The sequence below is a fragment of the Ruegeria sp. B10 genome (assembly GCF_056539825.1).
The window spans coordinates 1-23,052 of the sequence record NZ_JBQFVP010000022.1 but is presented as its reverse complement, the minus strand read 5'-3'; the positions used below and the strand labels follow the sequence as shown (position 1 = coordinate 23,052).

Sequence of the window (23,052 nt, the reverse complement as noted above, 5' to 3'; positions counted from 1 at the left end):
CCAAAATGGACTCGCATGAGATGGGATACTTTACCGAGGAAAACTCGGCCGAGGTCGTCACGGCACGCAATAAAAACGCAGAAAGCGAACGGCTGAAGCATGTGATGGAGGTCATCACCAGAAAACTCCACGAAGCCGTGAAGGAAATCGAACCAACGCAGCAGGAATGGTTCGAGGCAATCATGTTCCTGACCAAGGTCGGACACATGTGCGATGATTGGCGGCAGGAGTACATTCTTCTGTCCGATGTTCTCGGCGTGTCGATGCTGGTGGATGCCGTGAACTCTCGTCGTCCCACCGGGGCCTCAGAGAACACTGTGCTGGGGCCGTTCCATGTGGGAGGTGCCCCGGAATACGAGATGGGGCACAACATCTGTCTGGATCAAAAAGGCGAGGACATGGTGGTACGGGGTCGTGTCACGGATGTGGAAGGCAACCCGTTGGAAGGCGTCAAGATTGATGTCTGGCAAGCCAATGACGATGGGTTTTACGATGTGCAACAGAAAGGTATTCAACCTGATTTCAACCTGCGTGGCGTCTTCACAACCGGAGCCGATGGGACCTATTGGTTCCGTGCGGTGCGGCCAAAGAACTATCCAATCCCAGATGATGGGCCAGTTGGCGATCTGTTGAAGCGTCTTGGTCGACACCCGTACCGACCGGCGCATCTACACTACATCGTTTCAAAAGACGGATACGACGACCTGACCACGCATATCTTTGATCCCGATGACCAATATATCAACTCGGATGCTGTATTTGGCGTCAAAGAAAGCCTGATCGCCGAATTCAATCGCGTCGATGATCCGGCGCGATCTGCGGAAGTTGGCTTTGAAGGTCCCTATTGGGATGTCGAATTCGACTTTGTCCTCGCACCGAAAGAGGCGTGAAATGTCTGAACCCTGCATCATCTGTGTTGCAATAACCGGATCGTTACCAACCAAGGCCAACAACCCGGCTGTGCCCATAACAGTCGAGGAACAAGTCGAAAGCACACAGGCCGCTTTTGAGGTGGGGGCATCCATCTGCCATGCCCATGTTCGAAATGATGACGAGACGCCTTCGAGCGACCCGGAAAAGTTCGCAAGGTTGAAAGAGGGGCTCGAGAAACACTGCCCTGGCATGATCATCCAGTTTTCGACTGGAGGGCGATCGGGGGCGGGCAAGACGCGGGGCGGCATGTTGCCGTTGCGGCCGGATATGGCGTCGTTGTCCGTGGGGTCGAACAATTTCCCCACGCGCGTCTACGAAAACCCACCCGATCTTGTCGACTGGCTCGCGGCTGAAATGGCGACATATGACGTCAAACCAGAGATCGAAGCGTTCGATCTGAGCCACATCCTGAAGGCGGCCAAGATGCATAAGAAAGGGCAAATCAAAGACACGCCTTATGTGCAATTTGTCATGGGTGTCAAAAACGCGATGCCTGCGGATCGGGACGTATTCGATTTCTACGTGAAGACAGTTGACCGACTGTTTCCAGGTGCGCCTTGGTGCGCTGCAGGCATTGGTGCCCAGCAGGAGGTTCTAAACTACTGGGCAGTTTCCTCTGGTGGCCATGCACGAACCGGCCTCGAAGACAACGTACGCCTAGATCGCAATACGCTGGCACCATCAAATGCAGCGCTTGTAAAGCGCACTGCTGAGATCTGTGACCAGTACAATCGCCCGGTTGCGACAGCCGACCAGGCACGTGAGATACTCGGGCTATGAACCGACACTAGCTGCCCAATGCAGCAGCCACACGTTCCGGCGTAAACGGCATGTGGCGCAGGCGCTTACCTTGCGCGGTATAGAACGCGTTTGCGATGGCCGCAGGCACCATCGGAGTTCCAACTTCGCCAACACCAACAGGCGGCGCATCGACCTCTGCGATGTAGATCTCGATTTCCGGCATCTGCGCCGCGCGTGTGATCTCGTAGTCCCAGAAGTTGCTCTGCACCACTTCGCCGTTTTCGATGTCGATCTTTTCGGAAAGAGCCATCGAGATTCCGAACACGATGCCACCTTCGATCTGATTGAGTGCGTTGTCTGGCGTGACGATCAGGCCCGCATCGATTGCGGCCCAGAAGTTGGTGATCTGGATCTCTCCACTGTCCGCGTCGACTTCAACTTCCGCCACACCTGCGGCCATGGACGAGCTGTAGCCTGCAAAAGAAAGCCCTAGGTTTCGATCTCCCCGATTTTGCCAATCGGACATCTCGGCCACCTTCTCAAGCAGGTGCCGCCCACGCGGGTTTTCGGAAACAAGGTCCAGCCGGAACTCCAATGGGTCCCGCCCGGCCTTTTCTGCCAGTTCGTCCATAAAACACTCTGCCGCAAAGGCCGTATAGGACGCGCCAATACCGCGATAGGGGGCAAGGCGGGCGTGCCGGTCCATGATGAGGTGATCGGCGCGGAAATCCTTGATCCCATAGAATTTGCTCTCTGCACCCCGCATCGAGATCACATCGTTCGGGTTCACCGCGTCCCAACGCAGCGGGTTGAAGAAACCAATGACCGTTGGTGTTGCGACCTTGTGATACCACCCGTCCAATGTTCCGTCCGCTGTCAGCCCTGCCTCAAGCTTTTGGGCCGCAGCGGGGCGGAAAGTCCCTTGCTTCACGTCATCTTCACGCGGCCAGATCACTTTTACAGGGCGTCCAACGGCCTTAGAGCACAGCACCGCATCCCGCACATAGTTCTGCATCAGGGCTGTGCGTCGACCAAAGCCTCCGCCCATAGTCATCATGTTCAGACGAACGTTTTCGACGGGGATGCCCAACACCTCCGACACGGTGCGCGCGGTCCATGACTGCGTTTGCGTGCCTGCCCAAACCTCGGCACCTTGTCCGTCCGCGTCGACATCAGCGACAGCCGCCATCGGCTCAATCTGAGCGTGGTAGGCGTAGTCCGACAAATAAAGCTGCGAAAACTGACGGTCAGCGTTGCCAATAGCTGCAGCGGCGTCGCCTTTTTCAGCCCAGGTTGCCCCCGACGCGTCCGGGGCGCTGACAGCGGCGGCGTATTCGGCCAGCGTGTCTTCGCTGTTTGAGGTCCGGAAGGGTGAGGTGGTGGACCATTCGACCTCTAGCAACCCCCGTGCCCCCAAGGCAGACCACAGGCTTTCTGCCACCACGGCGACTCCGTCCGGTACCGTCACGATATCGATAACGCCTGGTACTTCGTGTGCGGCAGTGTCCTTGATGGAAAGCGGTACCTCGTCCTCGACTGGTGCGCGTAGGACAGCCGCATAAGCCATATTGGGCACATCCACATCGATCGCGTATTCGGCCTGACCTGTACTTTTGGCCGGAACATCGCGACGCGGTAGGTCTTGCCCGATGATCCGAAACGCGGATGGGTCTTTCAGAGGCACGGCTTCAGCGTCTGGTACCGTCACATCTGTCAAACCGAGCGCCGCCAGTTCACCATACCCTGCCTGTTGGCCATCTGGGCCCAAAACAACACTTGGTTCGGTCCTAAGGCTGGCTTTGTCCACAGCCCATTCACGTGCTGCGATTTGCAGCAAAACGTCGCGCGCCTGCGCGCCCGCCTTGCGCATCGGGTCAAAATAGAACTGCGTTCCGGTGCTGCCAGCCGTATATAGAACACCGCCAAACAGCTGATTTCCAAAGCGTCGATCATCAGCGTTTAGCTGTTCGATCTCAACGTCTTCCCATGCAGCATCCAGCTCCTCAGCAAGGATTTGTGGCAGTGTGGAGTAGCTGCTTTGCCCCATTTCGGTCGACGGGAAGACGATCCGGATGCTTCCATCAGCCCGGATCGTCAACCAGTGATTGACATCCAGAGTGCCAACGGCTGCCTCAGCGTGGACGGATGAGATGCCAGCCGCACCGATGAAAAACGTCAGTCCAGCAGCGCCTTGTAGAAACCCACGGCGGTTGATGTTTATGGTCATCTCAAACCTCCTTGGCTGCACGTTCGATGGCTTTGAAAATTCGGTTATAGGTCCCGCAGCGACAGAGGTTCGAACTCATCTCATCGACGATTTCTTCGCGCGTCGGGGATGGATTGTCCGCCAGAAGTGCCACCGCGCGCATGATCTGACCCGACTGGCAATAGCCGCATTGCGCGACCTGCTCTTCGATCCAGGCCCTCTGCACGGGATGCGAGCCGTCTTCGGACAATCCTTCGATCGTCGTGACTTGCGCATCCTCCACGTCGCTAACCGACATCTGACACGCGAAGCTCGCCACACCATCCACATGCACCGTGCAGGCCCCACACATAGCAGCACCGCATCCGTATTTCGTACCTTTGAGTTTGAGCGTATCTCGCAGGACCAGCAGCAACATTTCGTCAGGGGGGTTATCAACCTCTACGGGTCGGCCGTTCAATTCGAATTTGATCATTTGGAACAGTCCTTGTGATGCCTGATGTTGATAGATTCTTGTGAAGTGGCATTCGTCGTCATGGCCTGACCATGGAGTGGTCCTGCTCGGCGCCGGTGACTGGGCTGACCACGGGCGTGACACGAACTTTCATTCCCGGTCGCAACGTTAGGTCGGGGTTTTCCAGATCTGCCCAGACACGTATCTTTCCGCTGTTTTCATCGAACCAGACCGCCGATCCAGTGAGCCGAATTGCATCTGACAGAACCCGACCAATTTCCGTTTCAACACGAAACCAGCCAGATTTTGATAACTCCTCTGAGCGCGTGTTAGTTGTGTTCAGCCCTGAAACCCATTGGGCATAGGGAAGCTCGAACACAACGCGCAGGCGGTTGAGATTTACGAGTTGAAACAGGGGCGGGTCGCCGGAATTGAACTCAACCAGCGAACCCGGTCCAACACGCGGGTCTTCAACATGTCCTGAGATCGGTGCACGTATGAGCGTGTCGTCGAAGTTGGTTTGTGCGATCTCCAACTCGGTTTTCGCCAAAGCCCTTTCGACCTCAGCCAAAGCCAGATTTGTTTCGGCGTCCAACAATGCAACCTCTGTTGCCGCTCCCCGCGTAGAGAGTTGGGCTGCGCGTTCCAATCTATCTCGGGCTTGAAGCAACAGAGCCTCGGCTTTGGCCAGCTTTGCACGCGCACCATGAACCGCCAGTTTCTCCAGATCGTTTCGTAGCTGCAGCAATGGCGTGCCCGCTTGGACATACTCACCTTGCTCAACCAGCACTTCTTCGACGATGCCCTCCGCCCGGCTATAAACGTCCGATCGGTCGACTGCTTCGATACGACCTTCAAACTCCGCTCCACTTGCAGATGCCTGCTCAGGCGCATGAGCCCAGAACAGAGCCGCAAAGACTGTGGCCGAAAGAATGGGCCTTTGGGTGACCAAAATCGATAGCATCACAAACACTCTCATCATGGTGCGATCAGATGGCGAACGACCGGCCCGCTTTCACGGGTATCAAAGGCTGCGACAGCCCGTTGAAGGTCCTGATCCTGGTGTGATACACGCTCGTGCTGGGCCAGATGTTCCTCCCAGGAAGAAACCATGAAGGCTTCGACCCATAGCTCAGGCTCTTCTGCGCTTTGGAAAACGCGCCAATCATAGGCTCCGTCGCGCCAGCGCTCGCCTGACCATTCTTGAATCGCGGACAGGAACGCAGCTTCGTCCTCGGGTCGGATGCGATACTCGACTTCGACCATGACGGGACCGCGGGATGCCAAGCCGTGCTCTTCAAGGGCAACTTGCGGCGCCGGCCAATGCATAGAGGGCGTCAGGTCCAGATCTTCGCCCTGACCAAGCTGGAACTTGCGCGTAAGAAGCAAGCCAACGATCAAACCGCCTGCTGCGATCAGCAAGGTGATCGAAACACATGTTGCCGTGGCCACCTGACCCCAGAATGCTGATCCAAACGCCATGGACCCGAAGAACACCATCAGATTCACAGACAATCCTCGGGCCCTGACCCAGTTGGGCAGCGCGGTCTGCGCCGAGACATTGAACGTGGTGAGAACGGCAATCCAGCTAAAGCCACCCAACAATGCGGCGATATAAGCCAAGGGAGGCGTTGTCGCCGTTGCGAGAATTGCCATGGCAACGGCAGTGCCGATAGTGCCGCCTGCAGCTGTCGTGCTTGCATCAAGCTTCGCGCGGAACTGCGGAAGTGTCAAAGCTCCCGCAACAGCCCCGGCACCGATCAAAGTCAGCAACAATCCATACAGCGTCGCCCCGCCCCCTTCGATCGTTCGGACGACCAGCGGCAGCAGAGCCCAATACGCAGAGGCAAAGATGAAGAAGGCAAAGGATCGGATCAACGTTGCCTTGAGCGGGCTGTTATGTGCGACGTGACGCATGCCGGTCATCATCGCGTTGAACATAGGCTGAGATGTCTTCGAAACGCCGACGTCGTGCTTCCAAAACAACAGAGCGCCAATGATCACGAGATAGCTGACCGCGTTGACCGCAAAAGGGGCCGCCAAACTGACCGATGCAATCAAAACGCCAGCCAAAGCAGGGCCGATCGCGCGGCTGATGTTGATGCCCATTGAATTCAGCGCGATGGCGGGCTGCAACGCGTCACGCGGCACCAGAGTTGGCACGATCGCTTGCCAGGCCGGAGCCATGAAGGCCGTGCCAGTTCCGATGGCCAACGTGAACAGGATCAGGAGCGTCGGTGTTACCAGTTCAAGCTGAACCAGCACGGTTAGCACCGACACCAGTACCAGAAGCACCACGTTCACTGTGATTAACAGCTTACGTTTGTCCAACCGGTCCGCCAGCGTACCGGCGTACAAAGCGAAGATGAACACGGGTAGGGTTGTTGCCGCTTGGACCAACGAGACAACTGCTGGAGATGAATTGAGTGTCGTCATCAGCCACCCTGCGCCCACATCATGCATCCAAGTGCCGACGTTAGAGATCAGGGTCGCAACCCAAAGAAGCGCAAACGCCCGATGTTTGAACGGGGCCCAAGCCGAGTTGGATGCCGCAGGTGCTGGTTTCGCGATACTACCACTGGATGACATCTGCCAACTCCTCGCGGTTTCTTTCGGCGTAGGACCGCACAAACGGGCAAAGAGGCACAATGCGGAGACCCTTGTCGCGCGCGTCCGCCACAAGTTGCGCGGCCAAGGTCCGAGCCAAGCCGCGACCACGCAACTCTTCCGGGACAAACGTATGGTCGGCGATAACGAGGCTGGGCGTAACTTTTGACAGCGTAAGTTCCGCCTCGCTCACGATCCCGGACACCGAAGCGCCGTATCGTGCTTTTGTATCGCTTTCGCTGTATGTGATTTTTAGCTTTTGGTCGTCCAACATTGGAAATCTCCTGAGGTCTTGCCGCTATTCAGCAGCAAGGCTGCCTTGGCTTTGCGCCGAAGCGCCGGGTGCACCGAAAATTGGAACGGGTGACCAATCCGGAAGCTCTGGCAGTGGGGCAGGCGCATGCGCCGCAAATCGGGCCTTGGCATGTACGATCTTGCCGCCCGTCAGTGTCAGGTCGGCCTCGATTTCGGTGATCTCGTTCTCGGCGATCGAGAAATAGTCCCTGTCGAGCACGGCGATATCCGCCCATTGCCCCGCCTTGATCTGACCTTTCTTACCCGCTTCCCGGCTGAACCAAGCTCCGGCGGCGGTCCAATGACGCAGCGCGTCGTGCCGATCCAAACGGTTCGCCGCACTCCAGATGATGTCTCCGCCACGACCCTTGCCAGAAACGGCCCAATGAATGGCCAACCACGGATTGTATGACGACACCCGCGTCGCATCCGTGCCAGCAGCCAGTGGCACACCAGAGGCCATCATCTTCTTGACCGGCATGACCTCGCGCAGGGCGTCTTCACCGTAACGGTCGCGATAGGCTGTGGTCTGAAAAGCGATGCGGTTTTGATAGCTGATACCGCCGCCCAGACGCGCGACCCACTCCATGGTGGATTCTGAGATCGTCTCGCCGTGATCGAAAATCCAATTCAGCTCTTCCAGCCCTTTGTCACGGCCGACCTCTTCAATAAGGCTCAGCAACCGGTGGGCGCTTTCCTCGTAGGTACAATGGAAGCGGATCGGCCAGCGGTTTTCGAACAGAAACTCGAGTACCGGCCTGAGGTCCCCCTCCATCCGCTTGGGCAGATCGGGGCGTGGGTAGCTGAAATCTTCGAAATCATAGGCCGACGCGACCAGCATCTCGCCCGCGCCCACGCATTTCAGGTAGTCGTTGCCTTCGTCTGGCTTGACGATGTCATTCCAACGTTTGAAATCGTCCAGCTCAAACATCGGGCGCTGCGCAAATAGTTGATAGCCGATGCGCACGGTTTGCTCGCCGCGTTTGTTCAACTCGGTGATGACGCCGTAATCGTCGGGATAGTTCAGGAACCCACCCGCGCAATCCAAAGCCGAGGTCAATCCAAGACCATTCAGCGCCTTGAAATAGTGCTTGGTCGAGGTGACCTGCTGTTCGAAATCCAGCTTGGGGGCCATATCCAACAACGCGTAAAGCGGTTGCGCGTTGGGGCGCGCCATCGCGAGGCCTGTCGGGTTGCCCTGATCGTCCCGCTCCAGACGCCCTGAGACAAAGGGCTCGTAGAAGTGTTTGTCGATGCCGATTGCACGCAGGGCGGCTTTGTTCAGCCACGCCCGATCATAGAGATGCAACACGTACACAGGCACATCCGGCGCGACCGCATTGATCTCATCAATCGTCGGCAGGCGCTTTTCGGCGAATTGATCAACGGACCAACCACCAACCACGCGGATCCATTGCCCGGCAGGAGTACGCTCTGCTTGCGCCTTCAGCATACGCAGACCGTCAGCAAGCGACGGAACGTGATCCCAGCGCAGCTCCATGGCGAAGTTGTTGCCTTGTCGGATGATGTGCGTATGGCTGTCGATCAGGCCGGGAATTACACGCTGGCCGCCCAGATCAATGGTCTCGGTTTCGGGTCCCGCAAGCCCAAGCATGTCCTTGTCTGTTCCAACAGCGTTGATCTGATCCCCTGAAATGGCCACAGCGGTTGCTGCGGGCCTGTCGGGATCCATCGTCGTGATCTTGCCGTTGAAGAGTATCGTGTCTGGGGCGGCCATGGTGCAGATCCTTTGGCAAAACGTGAGGTGTCTGTGCCCACCGCAAGGGCACAGATTGAGAGAGGTTTGGAAAGTCTCCCGCTCGGTTTCATGGGGAGGGATGAGGGGACCGAGCGGGCTTTGCGCGACAGACTATTCTGCGGCGACTTTACCGGCAGGCACCGCTTCCAGCGTTGGTCCAGCGTGGCGGCTGCGCGATGGCGCCTTGTGGACCATCGTATAGGCGTAATCGACGCCCATTCCGTAAGCACCGGAGTGTTCACGCACCAAGTCCATGACAGCATCGTAGGTATCGCGGCGCGCCCAATCCCGCTGCCATTCCAGAAGTACCTGCTGCCAGGTCACGGGGATGACGCCGGCCTGAACCATCCGATCCATCGCGTATTTGTGGGCATCAGCCGACGTACCGCCCGACGCGTCGGCAACCATATAAATTTCGTAGTCCGTGTCGGCCATGCAGCTCAGCGCAAAGGTGATATTACAGACTTCGGTCCAAAGACCCGAGACAACGATTTTCTTGCGACCTTCCGCAGCTCCTCGTGCCAGTGCATCGCGGACTTTCTGATCGTCCCAGGAATTCATGGACGTGCGTTCCAGTAAAGGCGCCTGTCGGTTTACATCCAGAAGTTCAGGATAGGTGTGCCCGGAAAAACTGTCCGTTTCGACCGTGGTGATGATAGTGGGCACGTCAAAGATCTTGGCGGCTTTTGCCAAGGCAACGGTGTTATTCTTCAGTGTCTGACGATCAATCGACTGCACGCCAAAAGCCATCTGTGGCTGATGATCGATGAAGATGATCTGGCTGTTCTCTGGTGTAAGGACTTCAAGTTTGGACATTTTTCATTCCTTTGTTGAGGGTAGATGGGGCTAAAGGGTTTTGGGTTCGGTTGGTTGGCTCGTCTCTTCCACTTGCGTGACGGCGAAGGATTTCAGATGCAGGGCCTGTGACACAGCGTCGGAATGACCTCGGATCCATTGCACTGCAGCTTCTCCGGCGAGCATGCCCAAGAGGCCCAAAAGCGCGATGATTGGCGGGGCGGGACTGCGGACTGCGATCAGGCCATAGATGACCCCAATCCCGAGGCCCGCTGCGAGCGATATGAGATATGGTTGCCAAGTCACGTCGGGTCTCCTTGCAATTCTAGTTCGATTGATCTGGCTTTGAGGGTTTTGGATTCTTTCCTTGCCGGGGGGCTTGGCATATCGAACACCAGCGCAGCACCGTCAGTGTGCCATTGCATAGTGACCTGTTCGGATCGCGGAACCTGTAGACCGTCACCCGCGCTCAGACGTTCGTGCTCGGCAAAGGCAAGGCCATCCAGCAAATGAACGAAGTGGTCACTTTCGCCATTTGGAGAAAGCACAAGTTCTTGTCCTTCGGTGAACCGACGAAGCGCCAGTCGCGCCCTTGATTTCAACGGGATCAAAGGGTGCAATGAGGCGGGTCCAGCGAGCAGGACATCCCCTTCGTTCGGAAGCGAGGCTTGTGTGTATGAAGGCTGACCACTCACCTCATCCGGGATCAGCCAGATTTGCAGGAATTTTGCGGGCTCCGACGTGGAGCCGTTGTATTCGGAATGGCGCACGCCAGTGCCTGCCGACATTCCCTGCACTTCGCCTGCGCTTATACTGGCGACATTGCCCTGATCATCCTCGTGGCGCAGTTGCCCATCCAGAACCAGTGTAATGATATCCATATCCGCATGATCGTGCGCAGCAAAACCACCACCTGGGATCAGGCCGTCTTCGTTGATCACGCGCAAATTGGCGAACCCCATGCGCGTCGGGTCTTGGAACTGGCCGAACGAAAACATGTGATAGCTATCCAGCCATCCGTTTTGCGTGCGTCCCCGCGATGCTTTTTCGTGAATCTTGATCATTTCACTCAGTTCCAAGTTCTGTTGCTCTTCGATGTGGGGCGTAGTTTGAACTCGACAAAGCAGAAGTTCTGCGGGTATGCATTAGTTAGGCTAAACTGTTTTCTGTGTTGCCATGCCGCTGTCCCGATTGCCTTCCTTGCTAAGTTTGCGCGCCTTTGAGGCCGCAGCGCGGCGCGGCTCGATCAAGGAAGCGGCCTATGAGCTTTCGGTGACGCCGGGTGCGGTTAGCCAGCAGATCAAGGCGCTGGAGGCCGACCTTGGGGTGGCTTTGTTTGTGCGAAAGACCCGCGCGATCCATTTGACACCCGAAGGGCAGCGCTTGCAGCCAACGATCAGTGAAGCGTTCTTGCAGATCCGTCAGGTGGTCGATGAGGTTCGACCCAAGAAGACGCCTAAACTGCGCATCAGTTCCAGCAATGCGTTGATCAGCAAGTGGCTTTTGCCAAGGCTGCACAAGTTCACCAAGGACCATCCCGACGTTCAGGTCCACATTGAGTCCGAAAACCCTTCGGACCACAAAACCCACGCGACCGCCAATATCGAAATTCGATACACCAGCGAACCGCCAGAGGACCGTTATACGGAGTTGCTTCACCGGGAGTTGATGCTGGTGGTCGCCAGCCCAGCTGTGCTGGACACGTACGACATAAAGTCCCCTGCCGACATCAAGGCCGCGCAGGTTCTGTATGATACAACGCCGATGCTGGACGGGTCGGTTCCCAGTTGGGTTCTTTGGAGCCAACACACCGGGCTTCCGAATGCGGTTGATCCTTCGAAAGCCATGCGGTTTGAAAGACCTCCGGGTGGCCAGATTGTGGATGCTGCGATCGCAGGTGCGGGTGTCGCGCTCTGCGGGTCGCTGCTGGTCTATTCCGCACTTTCGGACGGACGGCTTGTTTGCCCGTTCGGTCCGGTGGTGGAAACCGGGTTCAGCTATTTCATATGTTGCCACCCGGGCCGGGAACGTGAAGAGCATATTCATGAGTTCATGTCCTGGGCGCGCAAAGAAGCCGCCGTCTTGTCTACGTTGAATGCAATGCGTGAACCTTCACCCGGCGTCGACATCCCCGTTGAAGTGGGCGGCTAGCGCCGTCAGTTCAGAGTTTCGCAGCTCGTGCCCGCCTTCATGGACGTCCGAAGTAACCTCAGCACCATGTTCAGAAAGCCAGTTCATAAGGCGTTCCGTCATCGGCCATGGCGTGATTGGGTCGCGTCGTCCGGCGGTCACCAGAACTTTCCGCCCCACCAGCTTAGGATGCGCGTTCGGTTCCCACGTGACCATCGGATGCAAAAGGCCAACCCGCTCGAACAGGTCCGGGCGTTTGAGAAAGACCGCCGCCAGGATGTTTGCCCCGTTCGAATAGCCGAAGCCATAGACCGGATGACCGGGATGCGATGCGCGATGGGCTTCGATGAACGCAATCATCTTGTCCGTCGCACGGGCAAGGTCCTCCATGTCATACACACCCTCGGCTGTGCGGCGGAAGAACCGAGCGGCCCCCATCTCTGAGACATCGCCGCGCGGTGATACGATCCCGGCGCCAGCGACGAGAGTGCCGGCCAATTCAACAAGCTGATGCTCATCCCCTCCGGTGCCATGAAAGGCAAAGACCAGCGGACGGGCGGGTTGCGGCGCGTGCACAAGCGCCTGATAGAGATCTTTGGACATTTCAACCTCTGAAATCATGATGCAAGTGGGGGCAGGAGACTTTCGATCTTGCTGCGATGTGGCTCGTAGCGGGTAGGCAACTTAAGCGCCTTACCCAGATGGGCCGTGTCTTCATCGCGGTCAAAACCGGGCTCGTTGGTAGCGATCTCAAACAGCACACCACCCGGCGTGCGGAAATAGATCGCCCAGAAATAGTCACGGTCGATAACCGGCGTGACCTGATAGCCTGTATCCAGCAAGGCCTGCCGAACACGCAGTTGCGCGGCGCGGTCGTCGACGGCAAAAGCGATATGATGAACGGACCCAGCGCCCTGACCAGCGGTCGGGGTACTTGACGGTAGCTGCTGCAGATCGATCGTGTCTGCAGCGTTGCCCCCTTCGATCACATAGCGAGTGACGTCACCTTCGGTTTCAGCCTTCTGGTATCCCATGAAGGTCAGCAGTTCACCCGTCGCATCGACATCCTTCAGAGAGAACCGAGCGCCCCGGAACCCAAGAATCCCGGCCTCATCGGGAACACCGCCCTGGGTCCAGGCTGTCCGACCCCGCGCATCAGACTCGACCAAGGCAAAGCTGTCGCCATCGGGGCCGTCGAAGGACAGACGCTTTTCTCCGAAGACCGTGCCATCGGCCAGCCCAGTCACGCCCTCAGATGCAAGACGTTGTTTCCAGAATTCGACACCACCTGTGGGGATGGCAAACTCTGTCACACCTACCTCACCGGCCCCTCTGCGTCCCTTTGGCATCTGACCAAAAGGAAAATAGGTCATTACCGAGCCCGGTGTTCCAACCTCGTCCCCGTAGTAGAGGTGATACACCTCAGGCGCATCGAAATTGACCGTCTTTTTCACCCGGCGCATGCCAAGTGTGTTGGTGAAGAAAGCGTTGTTGGTGCTGGCGTCTGCAGCCATCGATGTGACGTGGTGCAGCCCTTTGATATCTTTGATCATGTTCCGCTCCTTGGCGAGTGTTCCACTTGCATCAAAGATGGCGCATCGATTATTAAAGTGAATAGACAACTATGTGGCTTTATTATTGTCGAAAACGGAATTATTAAACTGAGATGATCGAGCTTAAGCCCATCCGCGTTCTGCGCGCCGTATCAGACCTGAAAAGCTTTTCTTTGGCCGCGCGCGAACTGGGCATCGCACCGGCATCAGCAACGCGCATCATAGCGCAGCTTGAGAGAGATCTGGGCACGCAGCTTCTGGTGCGTACGACTCGACAAGTTTCACTAACCAGCGCCGGAGCGACTGTCCTTGCGCAGTACAGACCGCTATTGGAGGGGTTTGAAAAGGTCACACGCAGTCTTCAACGGGCCAACCAACCTGACAAGGGCCATCTACGTCTGACCGCGCCGGTATCGCTGGGCGTCACGTTGCTGCCGCAAGTGATCTCGGGGTTTCGTCTCGCCTATCCGAATATTTCAGTCGAGATCAACTTCACCGACACCCTACTTGATGTGATTGAGGAAAACTGCGACCTCGCTGTACGTGTATCGGGCCCGCCTACCGACAAGTCGACAATTTGGCGCAAACTTTGCGAAGTTCCGCGGCATATGATTGCTGCGCCGTCTCTGTTTGAACGCATCCCGAGGCCTGATCATCCGCGCGATCTGAACCCAGACTTTCTGATGTCTTACAGCACGCAAGGTCGCGCTGAAACTTGGGACTTCTCCAATGCAGGTAGCAACGTTTCAATTCAAGCAGGCGGAAAGATAATCTCTAACAATGGAGACTTCCTCTACGCTCTTGCGGTCGCGGGAGAGGGCATATGTGTTCTACCGGATTTCATAACTGACAAGGGATTAGCTAGCGGACAAGTCGTGCAGGTGATGCCAAGCTGGTCTATCACGTCGTTATGGTTGACGCTGTACTACCCCCCATACGAACAACTCCCACCGATCGTTGGAACGTTTGCGGATTACTTTGAAAAATTCGTGCAAGACCACCCGAACCTGGAAACACAAGTTTGAAGCCATTTGGGCTGCAAATCGGCGCTGGTTCTCCTTAGGGCAAGTCAGATTGAACGACACTGTTTACGGGAGCATGAAATGGGGGTGCTTATGGCTGTACATGCCGCCGTTCATCGCAGGCGTCATTTCTAAATTAACCCCGTAAACGTCGATGCAATGAGTTGACATCTAACCACCTGCCTCAGATAGAGGGCAATCTTTGGTCTTTTTGGTCAGCGCGGCGGCTTTCGCAAGGTTTTCTTCGGTGGCGGCGCCGGCAAGGATCGGACGAAGCAAGGCAAAACCGAAGTTCTTGTCTTGTTCATAGACCAGAGGGTTCGGAAGCAGCGGACCGTTGTATCCCGGCAGCACCAGCATGTACCTTTCTCCCGCGCCGCGGTCCCGACCGTTGGAGCCGACGTCGTCCAGAGGGCTTTGCAATGCTTCCAAAATTGTGCTGAAGATTCCCATACCCTCTTCGGACGCAGGCATTTCAAAAACCATCGGGCCGTCTTCGATAGTCCAATAGCTGTGGAAGTAGGGCGTCGTGTTATTCGGTGTTGCAGTCTGGAAACGCCAATCCTAGGCTTGTGAATTATACCCGATGTCATTGGGACCAACCCCTGCATTGGCAAGTGCATCACGATAAAACTTAAAATTCATCAGTGGCATCGCCCAAACGGCTGCGTCGACAGCTCAATGATAAGTCATCCGCTCGGCAGTGGTGGCATTCGCTAGATCGAACTCACTTGATTGGGCGGTTGTCGCTGCAGCTAGGCCGAGCGCAAGTGCCTTTGCAATTGCGATGTCTTTCAAGCGCAACATGGAGGAGATCTTTCCGAAAGTGTCCAAATCTGATGAAGCTCTTTCCCTTTTTGGGCGATTTTGGAAGGGCTGCAAACAGGAATTTCCTATACTCGCAACGCAGTAAAATCGGCGAATTGGAGTGATCGCCATTTTCTACCACGAGGCGCACCTAACATAGCTGTTGCCAGCACTTAAACATGCAAAAATAAACATAAGTCTAGATTTGATGGGTCCTCCTATGCTCTCCTCAAGCGCTATAGGAGTAGGGGACTTCAAATGAAACGACTTCGCAGAATTAGACTGGTCTGGCTATTATTTTGGTGCGTTGCGGTGTCGTCGAATGGGTTTCCTGTTGTCGCTCAAGTCACTGAACCAGAGCAGGAAGTTGTTGTGCTGGAAAACAACAACTTGTTGGAAGAGGTGGTTGAAAAAACAATCCCTGCAGATGACTTGGAAATCCTACTCGTCCCGTTAACGGCTGAAGAGTTATCTGACGTCGCAGGTAGTTGGCAGGGTTACGTGCGATCGCAACTCGAAGACGTCGCGCAAATCAACCTTCAGCTTCGGTCAGCAAGCGGAGAGCAAGAGGCCAGCTTGCGGTCTCAATTGTCTTCCTTAAGTGAATCTGGATCAGATTTTCTGAACAACTACCGACTGGTGCTTGAAGCCTGGACTTTGAAAGGAGCAAAGGCGGAAGAGCTCGAGCCTCATACCGACTATATTCTCGCATTGAAAGCAGGCGCTCTTAAGACGACCGATCTTCAAACGCTTTTTCAGAACGCCTGGACTTGGCTGTTTTCCTGGGATGGCGGCGTTGGCGTGCTGATGGCCGCCCTGGGCGTTTTGTTGGCTGTCTGGGCCATGATGTTTATCGCAAGAATGGTGAGACGGATCACCGAACGCGGCCTCGGCAAAATTCCGACGATTTCCAGGATGCTCAAGCGGTTCATCGCCACAACGGTTTACTGGGTTGTTTTTGTGCTTGGCATCCTGGTCGTCTTAGCTCTCTTCGGAGTCAACGTCACACCGCTATTTGCGGTGCTTGGCGGTTTGTCATTTATTCTCGGCTTCGCTTTGCAGGAAACTTTGGGCAACCTTGCAAGCGGTTTGATGATCATGGTTCTCAAGCCGTTTGATACCGGCGACTATATTCAGGTCGGGGGTTCATCCGGTTTCGTGGACGAGATGTCAGTTGTTTCGACCAAGATCAGAACGTTCGATAACCAGATCATCGTGGTGCCAAACAGCAAGATTTGGGGGGATGTAATCACCAATGTGAGCGCATCTGAAGAACGTAGGGTCGATCTGGTTTTTGGCATCGCCTATTCGGACAACGCAGCCCAGGCAATTGACGTTCTGAAAGACTTGGTAGCCCAACATGCGCTGTGTCTGAAGACGCCGGAGCCGGAAGTTTTTGTGGGTGAGTTGGGTGACAACTCGGTCAATATCTTTTGCCGACCGTGGTCCAAATCAGACGACTATTGGACAGTCTATTGGGACCTAACGGGTCAGGCAAAAGAGCGGTTTGACGAAGAAGGTATTTCGATCCCGTTCCCACAACGGGATATTCACTTGATACCTGTGGAAGGAGCAAACTCATGAGAGCTTTTTCAGTTTGGTTCGTATCATTTCTTCTCTTGTGCAATGTCGCGTTTGCCCAGTCCGAGGAGATCCTCGTTGCACCCGAAGAAAGAGACGATCCCGAGTTCATAGCGCCGGTTGTTATCGACGGCTCGGAGTTATTCGTGGTTCGAGGATCGAGCGCGTTGCCTGCCATTGAAAGGGCGGCAAAAATTGAGGAACGAATTGCTCAGGTCGCAGATGCGTCTCAAAGCAACACGGTCCAGATGCAGATTTCGGATGCCGAGTTCGGAAAATTAATCCGCGCGGATGGACAAATGGTTACGATCACCACGCAAGCGGACGCTGAACACGAACAAATGGCCATTGAGGTTCTTGCTGGGCTTCAATCCGAAGCGATCGAGGCAGCAATCCTCCAATACCGAGAAGGTCGGTCCAATGAGGGCAGAGTGGGCAGTGCCATGGCGGCATTTGCTTGGACGGTAATCTTTGCTTTGGCTTCGTATGGGTTTTTTGCAAAACGTAAAAAGTTATTGAAATACATAAGAAAAATCTTGGAGAAGAGGGCGGAAGGCGTCGAGGAAGCCACCAAGTCCATCTTAAGGAGCAGGGCTATCGCGTCGATCATCGTCTATTCAATTCACATCTTGATGTGGGTCCTTTTTCTGTTCTTCTTCTACTACTATCTTTCTCTGGTCCTGCTTTCTTTCGCCGAAACACAGGGTATTGCTCAAATCCTTTTGAAGTACGTCAGTGAGCCCCTCATCAGCGTTGTCTTGGCAATTATGAGCTACATTCCAAACCTCATCATGCTCGCCATCATTGCCGCTGTCACAAGAATGGCCATTCGTGGCATCGATCTATTCTTTGAAAACCTCGAGAATGGTGCTTTCAAGATCAAGGACTTTGAAGACCATTGGATTGCACCTACAAAAATGCTGGTCAGGGCATTGATCATCGTGATCGCGCTCGTATTCGCTTACCCTTACATTCCAGGGTCTGATTCACGAGCTTTTCAGGGTCTGACCATTCTCGCAGGTATCATGGTTTCGCTCGGGTCAAACACGGTTGTTTCAAACATGATGGCGGGCCTGTTTGTTATCTACAGACGCAGTACTAATATTGGCGATCGCATTCAGGTTGGTGACAAGATAGGGGATGTCACCGAAATCAAGCTCATGGAAACACTCATCAAGTCGATAAAAAACGAGATGATTAGTATTCCAAACTCGCAATTGTTAAATTCCGAGGTTGTGAATTACTCGCGCAAAGTGGATGGGCGAGGACTGCTGGTTCACACGTCAGTCGGGATCGGATACGAGGAGCCTCCGAAGAAAATCAAAGCTATGTTGGTGGAGGCAGCTCTTCGAACTCAAGGCTTGAAAAAGTCGCCGGAGCCCTTTGTCCTTTGGACGCAACTGGCTGACTACGCGATCAATTATGAGATCAATGCCTATACGTCGCGTGGATCGAGCTTGCCCAAAATCTTGTCCGATCTTCGCGAGAATATAGTCGAAGTGTTCAATGAAAACGGAACACAGATCATGACACCGTCCTACATAGCAGATCCGCCTGAACCCAAAGTTTCGACAGAAGAATGGAACGGCAGGCTTGCTCATGAAGTTGAATAGGGTCTTTGACCAAACGACGATGCGTGATTCATATTAAATTCTAAAACCGCTATGTAATTATGTGTTAGTTGCTAAGGTAGTCCAATGAACGCGCTTACCAGAATCACCAGAGGGATACGAACGGCCTTTAAGGATGGCAGAGTGAAAGGCCTTTTGGCCTTCACGGTCGGAATGATTTTATGGGCCTCGGTCTTCTACCACTTTGTAGAAGGTTGGAGTTGGCTCGACTCAATCTACTTTTCTGTCGTTACAATTTCGACCGTAGGGTTTGGTGATTTTTCACCTGAAACCGCAGTGGGGAAAATCGTTACAATGTTTTACATCATTGTAGGGCTGGGCGTTTTTGTGACTGCTGCGACCACTGTGGCTGATACGATCTTATCCCAAGACGACAAGAAAACAGACGAATAAACTGTACCTGGTTTCGTCCAACCGAGTTTGTGCGCAGGCATAAGAACGCCAGCGCATTTCAAACCCTATTGCGGATTCACTTTTGTCTTCAAATTGATAGGTCATCACCTCAATCTCAAAAAAATATACATATAACGTTTTTTGAGTATAATATTCAGAAAACAAACCCAGGGGGATGGAATGGAAAAAACTCAGGACGCAAAGATTGTCGATCTAGCGATACGACTGCTGTTTCTCGGACTATTTCTCTATAGCGCATTGGTCATGGTGGCCCCGCTCGCAAGCGTGGTCATCTGGGCAACCATCCTTTGCGTGGCGCTCTATCCGGTGTTTGATTGGATGCAATCTAAATTGGGAGGGCGAAAGAAGCTTGCAGCGACGATCTTGGTTTTGTTGGGCCTTGTTCTGACCCTAGGGCCTGTCGCAACTGCGGTTTCCGGTGCTGCTGAACTAGGGTCCGAGTTTGCGGAACAGGCCGACAAAGGCGAAATAAAAATCCCTCCAGCACCCGAAGGTCTCAAGGAACTACCGGTAGTCGGCGGGAAAATTGCTGATGTTTGGGGCATGTTCGAGCGGAATCTGGACGGTGCGCTTGCAAAATACGGCACCCAAATTCTTGAAATCACCAAGTCTCTTTTTGGAAAGGTGTTGGGAATCGGAATTGGGCTTCTTGGCCTCGCTCTGTCGGTATTGATAATGGGGGCTCTGTTCAGTCCCGGACCAAGTATGGTTCAGGGCCTTCAGCGCTTTGCCAACCGTGTATTTGCACCGCGTGGTGGTGAATTCGTTACTCTGGCAGGCGCGACGATCCGAAATGTGACAAAAGGTGTAATTGGCGTTGCCGCCATTCAGGCCGTCGTCGTGTGGATATTGCTGGTTCTGTTTGGGATTGGCTCGGCCGCGACGCTGGCGTTTGTCTGCCTGATCCTTTCGATCATCCAGATTGGACCCGGTTTGGTGCTTATACCAGTGATCATTTATGCATGGAGCTCCATGTCCGGAGGTGCGGCTTTGATCTTCACCATACTGGCCATTCCCGTGACCATAATGGACAGCTTCCTGCGCCCCGTCTTTATCTCAAAAGGCCTTGAAACGCCGATGCTTGTGATCCTCATTGGGGTTCTGGGGGGTATGATGGCCTATGGCTTGATCGGCATTTTCATGGGACCTGTATTGTTTGCGGTCTTCTATGAGTTGTTCAAAGTCTGGATTGACGCACCGCCGGTTAGCGAAGACGCCGCTGAAGGAGCTGCAGAATGAGGAAGACGATCTGGTCGACATTAGCCGTCATTCTCATTTTTCTCGTCTGGTATCTGGTCGCTGACAGAAAGACACCGTTCACCGGAAATGCCAGAGTAAAGGCAGTGGCGACCCAGATCGTTCCGCAGGTCACTGGGACGGTGACCGAGGTTCTTGTTCAAAACGGTCAGGTGGTCTCGGCAGGGGATGTTCTGGTTCGGATTGATGCCAGACCGTACGAAATTGATCGTGACAAAGCCCAAGCCGATCTCGAGGCGGCCACTCAAGAGGTGGGAGCATCGTCAGCGGAAGTAAGCGCTGCGCAGGCGAAATTGGCGAGGGCGCAGAGTGATCTCGATACCATGCGCCTTCAGACAGAGCGCGTATTTGCGCTCGAAAAGAAGGGTTTGATTGCCGTCTCAAAGGCCGATGATGCGCGAGGGCAGTTGGCAGAATCTGAAGCAAATTTTGAGAACGCAAAAGCGGATCTGGAAAAAGCAAAGCAGAGGCTCGGTGACGACGGGGTTGAAAACCCGAAGATCCAGCGCGCGTTGGCTGCTTTGGCAGATTCGGAACTGAACCTTGAATGGACTGAACTGCGTGCTCCGGCAACAGGTGTCATCTCAAACTTGCTAATAGCCCCCGGTACGTATGCCCGATCCGGGCAAGATCTGTTGACGTTTCTGGATGCAACGGACGTCTGGATCGAAGCGTATTTTACCGAGAACAACCTGGGAAGGGCGTCGATAGGGTCTCCGGTTGATGTGGTGTTGGATATGCATCCCGGTAAGATTGTCCCTGGCGTCATTGAGAGCTTCAGTGCCGCTGTGTCTTTGAGTGGTGGTGACGAACCCGGGCAATTGGCAAGCGCACCAAGCACCAAGGGGTTCTTGCGAGAGCCTGAAAGGTTCCCGGTCAGGATCGTCTTACCTGGTTATGAAGCTGGAAGTGCTGAAGATGACCTTCGCTTTCAGCTGAACGGGCAGGCCGATGTGATTATGTATCTAAGTGACAACTCGTTACTGAACCTCGTAGGCCGTACCTATATCCGCGTGGTTTCAATTCTGTCCTATGCGTACTGAGGACCAGCGCTCCGTCGCCCGGCTTGCGCTGGGTGTGACCGGTGTCTTTTCGTTGGGCTTGTTTCTTGGTTGGCCACTCGCAGTCGTCGGGGCGGTATTCACTGCACTGTTTCTGCAAGCGCCTGCCGCATTGCCTTTGGCGGCGTTTGGCAAGCTGTTTGTCTTCTCGATTGGATTGATGTTCATTTCGTTCCTGGTGTCGTCAATCTTCTCACCATATCCTCTTGTGTTCCTCATCCTCGTGGCCATCGGAATAATCCTGTCTTTCGTTTGGTCCGTTTCTGGTGCCGGAGTATTGCCGGGAGTCATCGCTCTCATGGGGGCGTTGATGATCCCGAACTTGGTTCTGCAATCGCAGGATTTGGCCTTGGTGCTCGTGTACTGGATACCGCTGAATTTGTTTTTTGCAGGTTTCGTGTCGACACTGATGTTCGTGCTAATACCCGCTGAGCCTCCGACGGCCGCTCAGAAGAAAGCAGCAACGTCGTCAGACTTTGACCCACATCGCCGCATCGTCAGGATGTCACTTGTCACAGTTCCGTTTGCTATGGCGTTCTTTGTTTCCGGGGCATCCGCATTATTGGTTTTGTTTTTTGTCGCGCTGCTGAGCCAGCAACTCGCTGCGATGCCTGCGGCGGGCAAAACCGTAGCAAAAGCAATGCTGACGGCAAACCTTCTTGGGGCAGCAGTCTCTATCATTTGTTACGAAGTAAACGTAATAGCCCCGGTCATTCTCACTTCTATTCTGCTGTGTTTTTTCTTTTGCCTGGCCCTCGGAGCACTTGGAAAATCACAAGCCCCGCTCGCCGCTGCCGCTGGCTCTGCAATTACGACTGCTTTGATCGTCTACGGTGGGTCAATTGCGCCTTTTTCCGACGAAGCTGACGTAAAGAGTATTACGCGCGTTCTGCAAGTCGCCAGCGCTGCGATCTTCGTAATTGTTGCCTATGTCGTGGTTGACGAATTCTGGCCTGAAAAGAAACGTCAGCCTGCATCAGAGGCCTAAAGTGGAACCGTTAGACAATTCACTCCACAGAAGGTTTGAAGGTTTTGCTGTTCTAAGTCGCGTATCATGACACAGAATGCACACTTCAAGGATGCATCTAAACTCGGGAAGTTTACTTTCCGCTTTTTACGAATTGCCACCGGCCCGCTTCGCTTGCTGGCTACTCTGGACCTGAAAGTTGCCGTTCGTTCAAGATGCAGCCAAAGTTCAAAGCGAGCCCTTAGAAGACGGTCATTTTTTGACCGCAGGCATCCAATTTCGCCATTCTCGAACGAATGATATCTATAGGGAGCGTCATCATGAAGCGGTTTTCGCGAACATTCCTACTGTTGCTTTCTCTTCTAATTGGCACTGTCGCCTCAGCTCATGACAAGCCCAATATAGTCTTTATTTTTCTCGATAACTTTGGCTGGGGTGAGCCAGGGTTCAATGGTGGAGGAATAATTCGCGGCACCGCCACTCCGGAAATGGATGCTCTGGCCGCTGAGGGATTAAGGCTCACGAACTTCAACGTGGAAAGCCAATGCACGCCGTCCCGCGCTGCGACCATGACGGGACGGTATGGCATTCGGAGCGGAAACCATACAGTCCCACTTGGGGGTGGCGTTTACGGTCTGACTCTGTGGGAAATCACAATGGCCGAGATGCTCAAGGAAGCAGGATACAACACGGCCATGTACGGCAAGTGGCACCTTGGATGGACCGAAGGACGCTATCCAACCAACCAGGGATTCGACGAGTTTTACGGTGTTGAAACCACGGACGTTACAGTCTGGCGCACGCTTCCGGGATTTGCTGAAGCCAACATGGAAGAGCCTG

Annotated in this window: 23 protein-coding genes and 1 pseudogene; 11 read left to right on the top strand and 13 right to left on the bottom strand. The window is 54.6% G+C overall.

Going from position 1 to position 23,052, the window contains the following annotated elements; translation table 11 throughout:
- Positions 1-5 precede the first annotated feature (5 nt).
- Both ACR0J4_RS22120 and ACR0J4_RS22115 read left to right on the top strand, forming a co-directional pair.
- Positions 6-890 (top strand): intradiol ring-cleavage dioxygenase, encoded by an 885-nt coding sequence (locus ACR0J4_RS22120; RefSeq protein ID WP_170556315.1) that lies wholly within the window; start codon positions 6-8, stop codon positions 888-890.
- A gap of 1 nt (position 891) precedes the next feature.
- Complete coding sequence (locus ACR0J4_RS22115) at positions 892-1,713, top strand: 3-oxoadipate:acetyl-CoA acetyltransferase (RefSeq protein ID WP_170644283.1); 822 nt, start codon at positions 892-894, stop codon at positions 1,711-1,713.
- A gap of 7 nt (positions 1,714-1,720) precedes the next feature.
- On the opposite strand, the gene ACR0J4_RS22110 is transcribed toward ACR0J4_RS22115, so the two are convergent.
- The 9 genes from ACR0J4_RS22110 to ACR0J4_RS22070 form a co-directional block, all read right to left on the bottom strand.
- Complete coding sequence (locus ACR0J4_RS22110) at positions 1,721-3,901, bottom strand: molybdopterin cofactor-binding domain-containing protein (protein ID WP_170644285.1); 2,181 nt, start codon at positions 3,899-3,901, stop codon at positions 1,721-1,723.
- Position 3,902: 1 nt separating this feature from the next.
- Positions 3,903-4,355 carry a (2Fe-2S)-binding protein gene (locus ACR0J4_RS22105; protein WP_170644287.1) on the bottom strand — a complete coding sequence of 151 codons (453 nt, stop codon included), beginning with the start codon at positions 4,353-4,355 and terminating at the stop codon, positions 3,903-3,905.
- A gap of 58 nt (positions 4,356-4,413) precedes the next feature.
- A complete protein-coding gene (locus ACR0J4_RS22100; protein WP_170644289.1) occupies positions 4,414-5,298 on the bottom strand; it encodes an efflux RND transporter periplasmic adaptor subunit in 885 nt (294 codons plus the stop codon).
- 14 nt (positions 5,299-5,312) lie between these two features.
- Positions 5,313-6,923: an MFS transporter gene (locus tag ACR0J4_RS22095; RefSeq protein WP_170644291.1), complete on the bottom strand. Its 1,611-nt coding sequence runs from the start codon at positions 6,921-6,923 to the stop codon at positions 5,313-5,315.
- Complete coding sequence (locus ACR0J4_RS22090) at positions 6,907-7,215, bottom strand: GNAT family N-acetyltransferase (protein WP_170644293.1); 309 nt, start codon at positions 7,213-7,215, stop codon at positions 6,907-6,909. Before ACR0J4_RS22090 ends, ACR0J4_RS22095 begins: the two co-directional genes overlap by 17 nt.
- 24 nt (positions 7,216-7,239) lie before the next feature.
- On the bottom strand, positions 7,240-8,973 hold the full coding sequence (locus ACR0J4_RS22085) for an amidohydrolase (RefSeq protein ID WP_170644295.1): 1,734 nt from the start codon (positions 8,971-8,973) through the stop codon (positions 7,240-7,242).
- A 132-nt stretch (positions 8,974-9,105) separates the two neighbouring features.
- Positions 9,106-9,810, bottom strand: a complete 705-nt coding sequence (locus ACR0J4_RS22080; RefSeq protein ID WP_170644297.1) for a hydrolase — start codon at positions 9,808-9,810, stop codon at positions 9,106-9,108.
- 30 nt (positions 9,811-9,840) lie between these two features.
- The gene (locus ACR0J4_RS22075) at positions 9,841-10,095 is read right to left on the bottom strand and encodes a DUF1427 family protein (protein ID WP_170644299.1); all 255 of its coding nucleotides are present in this window, start codon (positions 10,093-10,095) and stop codon (positions 9,841-9,843) included.
- Positions 10,092-10,853 (bottom strand): pirin family protein, encoded by a 762-nt coding sequence (locus ACR0J4_RS22070; protein ID WP_170644301.1) that lies wholly within the window; start codon positions 10,851-10,853, stop codon positions 10,092-10,094. The genes ACR0J4_RS22075 and ACR0J4_RS22070 overlap by 4 nt, the downstream gene beginning before the upstream one ends.
- A gap of 136 nt (positions 10,854-10,989) precedes the next feature.
- On the opposite strand from ACR0J4_RS22070, the gene ACR0J4_RS22065 reads away from it, so the two are divergent.
- The gene (locus tag ACR0J4_RS22065) at positions 10,990-11,940 is read left to right on the top strand and encodes a LysR family transcriptional regulator (protein ID WP_480668824.1); all 951 of its coding nucleotides are present in this window, start codon (positions 10,990-10,992) and stop codon (positions 11,938-11,940) included.
- On the opposite strand, the gene ACR0J4_RS22060 is transcribed toward ACR0J4_RS22065, so the two are convergent.
- Positions 11,902-12,522, bottom strand: a complete 621-nt coding sequence (locus tag ACR0J4_RS22060) for an alpha/beta hydrolase (protein ID WP_170644305.1) — start codon at positions 12,520-12,522, stop codon at positions 11,902-11,904. The genes ACR0J4_RS22065 and ACR0J4_RS22060 overlap by 39 nt on opposite strands.
- Positions 12,523-12,536: 14 nt before the next feature.
- Positions 12,537-13,472, bottom strand: coding sequence for a VOC family protein (locus ACR0J4_RS22055; RefSeq protein ID WP_170644307.1), 936 nt, complete (start codon positions 13,470-13,472; stop codon positions 12,537-12,539).
- 113 nt (positions 13,473-13,585) lie between these two features.
- Here ACR0J4_RS22055 and ACR0J4_RS22050 point away from each other — a divergent pair, with 113 nt between their 5' ends.
- Positions 13,586-14,497 carry a LysR family transcriptional regulator gene (locus ACR0J4_RS22050; protein WP_170644309.1) on the top strand — a complete coding sequence of 304 codons (912 nt, stop codon included), beginning with the start codon at positions 13,586-13,588 and terminating at the stop codon, positions 14,495-14,497.
- A gap of 168 nt (positions 14,498-14,665) precedes the next feature.
- Here ACR0J4_RS22050 and ACR0J4_RS22045 read toward each other — a convergent pair.
- Positions 14,666-15,034, bottom strand: a pseudogene (locus ACR0J4_RS22045) (DUF1254 domain-containing protein); the annotation flags it as partial.
- Between the two features lie 138 nt (positions 15,035-15,172).
- Positions 15,173-15,433 carry a hypothetical protein gene (locus tag ACR0J4_RS22040; protein ID WP_480668823.1) on the bottom strand — a complete coding sequence of 87 codons (261 nt, stop codon included), beginning with the start codon at positions 15,431-15,433 and terminating at the stop codon, positions 15,173-15,175.
- A 126-nt stretch (positions 15,434-15,559) separates the two neighbouring features.
- On the opposite strand from ACR0J4_RS22040, the gene ACR0J4_RS22035 reads away from it, so the two are divergent.
- From ACR0J4_RS22035 to ACR0J4_RS22005, 7 genes are all read left to right on the top strand, one after another.
- Positions 15,560-16,885, top strand: a complete 1,326-nt coding sequence (locus ACR0J4_RS22035) for a mechanosensitive ion channel family protein (protein ID WP_170556329.1) — start codon at positions 15,560-15,562, stop codon at positions 16,883-16,885.
- Positions 16,882-18,495, top strand: coding sequence for a mechanosensitive ion channel family protein (locus ACR0J4_RS22030; RefSeq protein ID WP_170644311.1), 1,614 nt, complete (start codon positions 16,882-16,884; stop codon positions 18,493-18,495). Before ACR0J4_RS22035 ends, ACR0J4_RS22030 begins: the two co-directional genes overlap by 4 nt.
- 141 nt (positions 18,496-18,636) lie before the next feature.
- On the top strand, positions 18,637-18,906 hold the full coding sequence (locus tag ACR0J4_RS22025) for a potassium channel family protein (protein ID WP_480668822.1): 270 nt from the start codon (positions 18,637-18,639) through the stop codon (positions 18,904-18,906).
- A gap of 180 nt (positions 18,907-19,086) precedes the next feature.
- The gene (locus ACR0J4_RS22020; RefSeq protein WP_170377195.1) at positions 19,087-20,166 is read left to right on the top strand and encodes an AI-2E family transporter; all 1,080 of its coding nucleotides are present in this window, start codon (positions 19,087-19,089) and stop codon (positions 20,164-20,166) included.
- Positions 20,163-21,227 (top strand): HlyD family secretion protein, encoded by a 1,065-nt coding sequence (locus ACR0J4_RS22015; RefSeq protein ID WP_170644314.1) that lies wholly within the window; start codon positions 20,163-20,165, stop codon positions 21,225-21,227. The genes ACR0J4_RS22020 and ACR0J4_RS22015 overlap by 4 nt, the downstream gene beginning before the upstream one ends.
- On the top strand, positions 21,217-22,233 hold the full coding sequence (locus ACR0J4_RS22010) for a DUF2955 domain-containing protein (RefSeq protein WP_170644316.1): 1,017 nt from the start codon (positions 21,217-21,219) through the stop codon (positions 22,231-22,233). The genes ACR0J4_RS22015 and ACR0J4_RS22010 overlap by 11 nt, the downstream gene beginning before the upstream one ends.
- Before the next feature lie 299 nt (positions 22,234-22,532).
- The coding region (locus ACR0J4_RS22005; RefSeq protein ID WP_480668821.1) for a sulfatase-like hydrolase/transferase at positions 22,533-23,052 on the top strand (520 nt) is incomplete at its 3' end.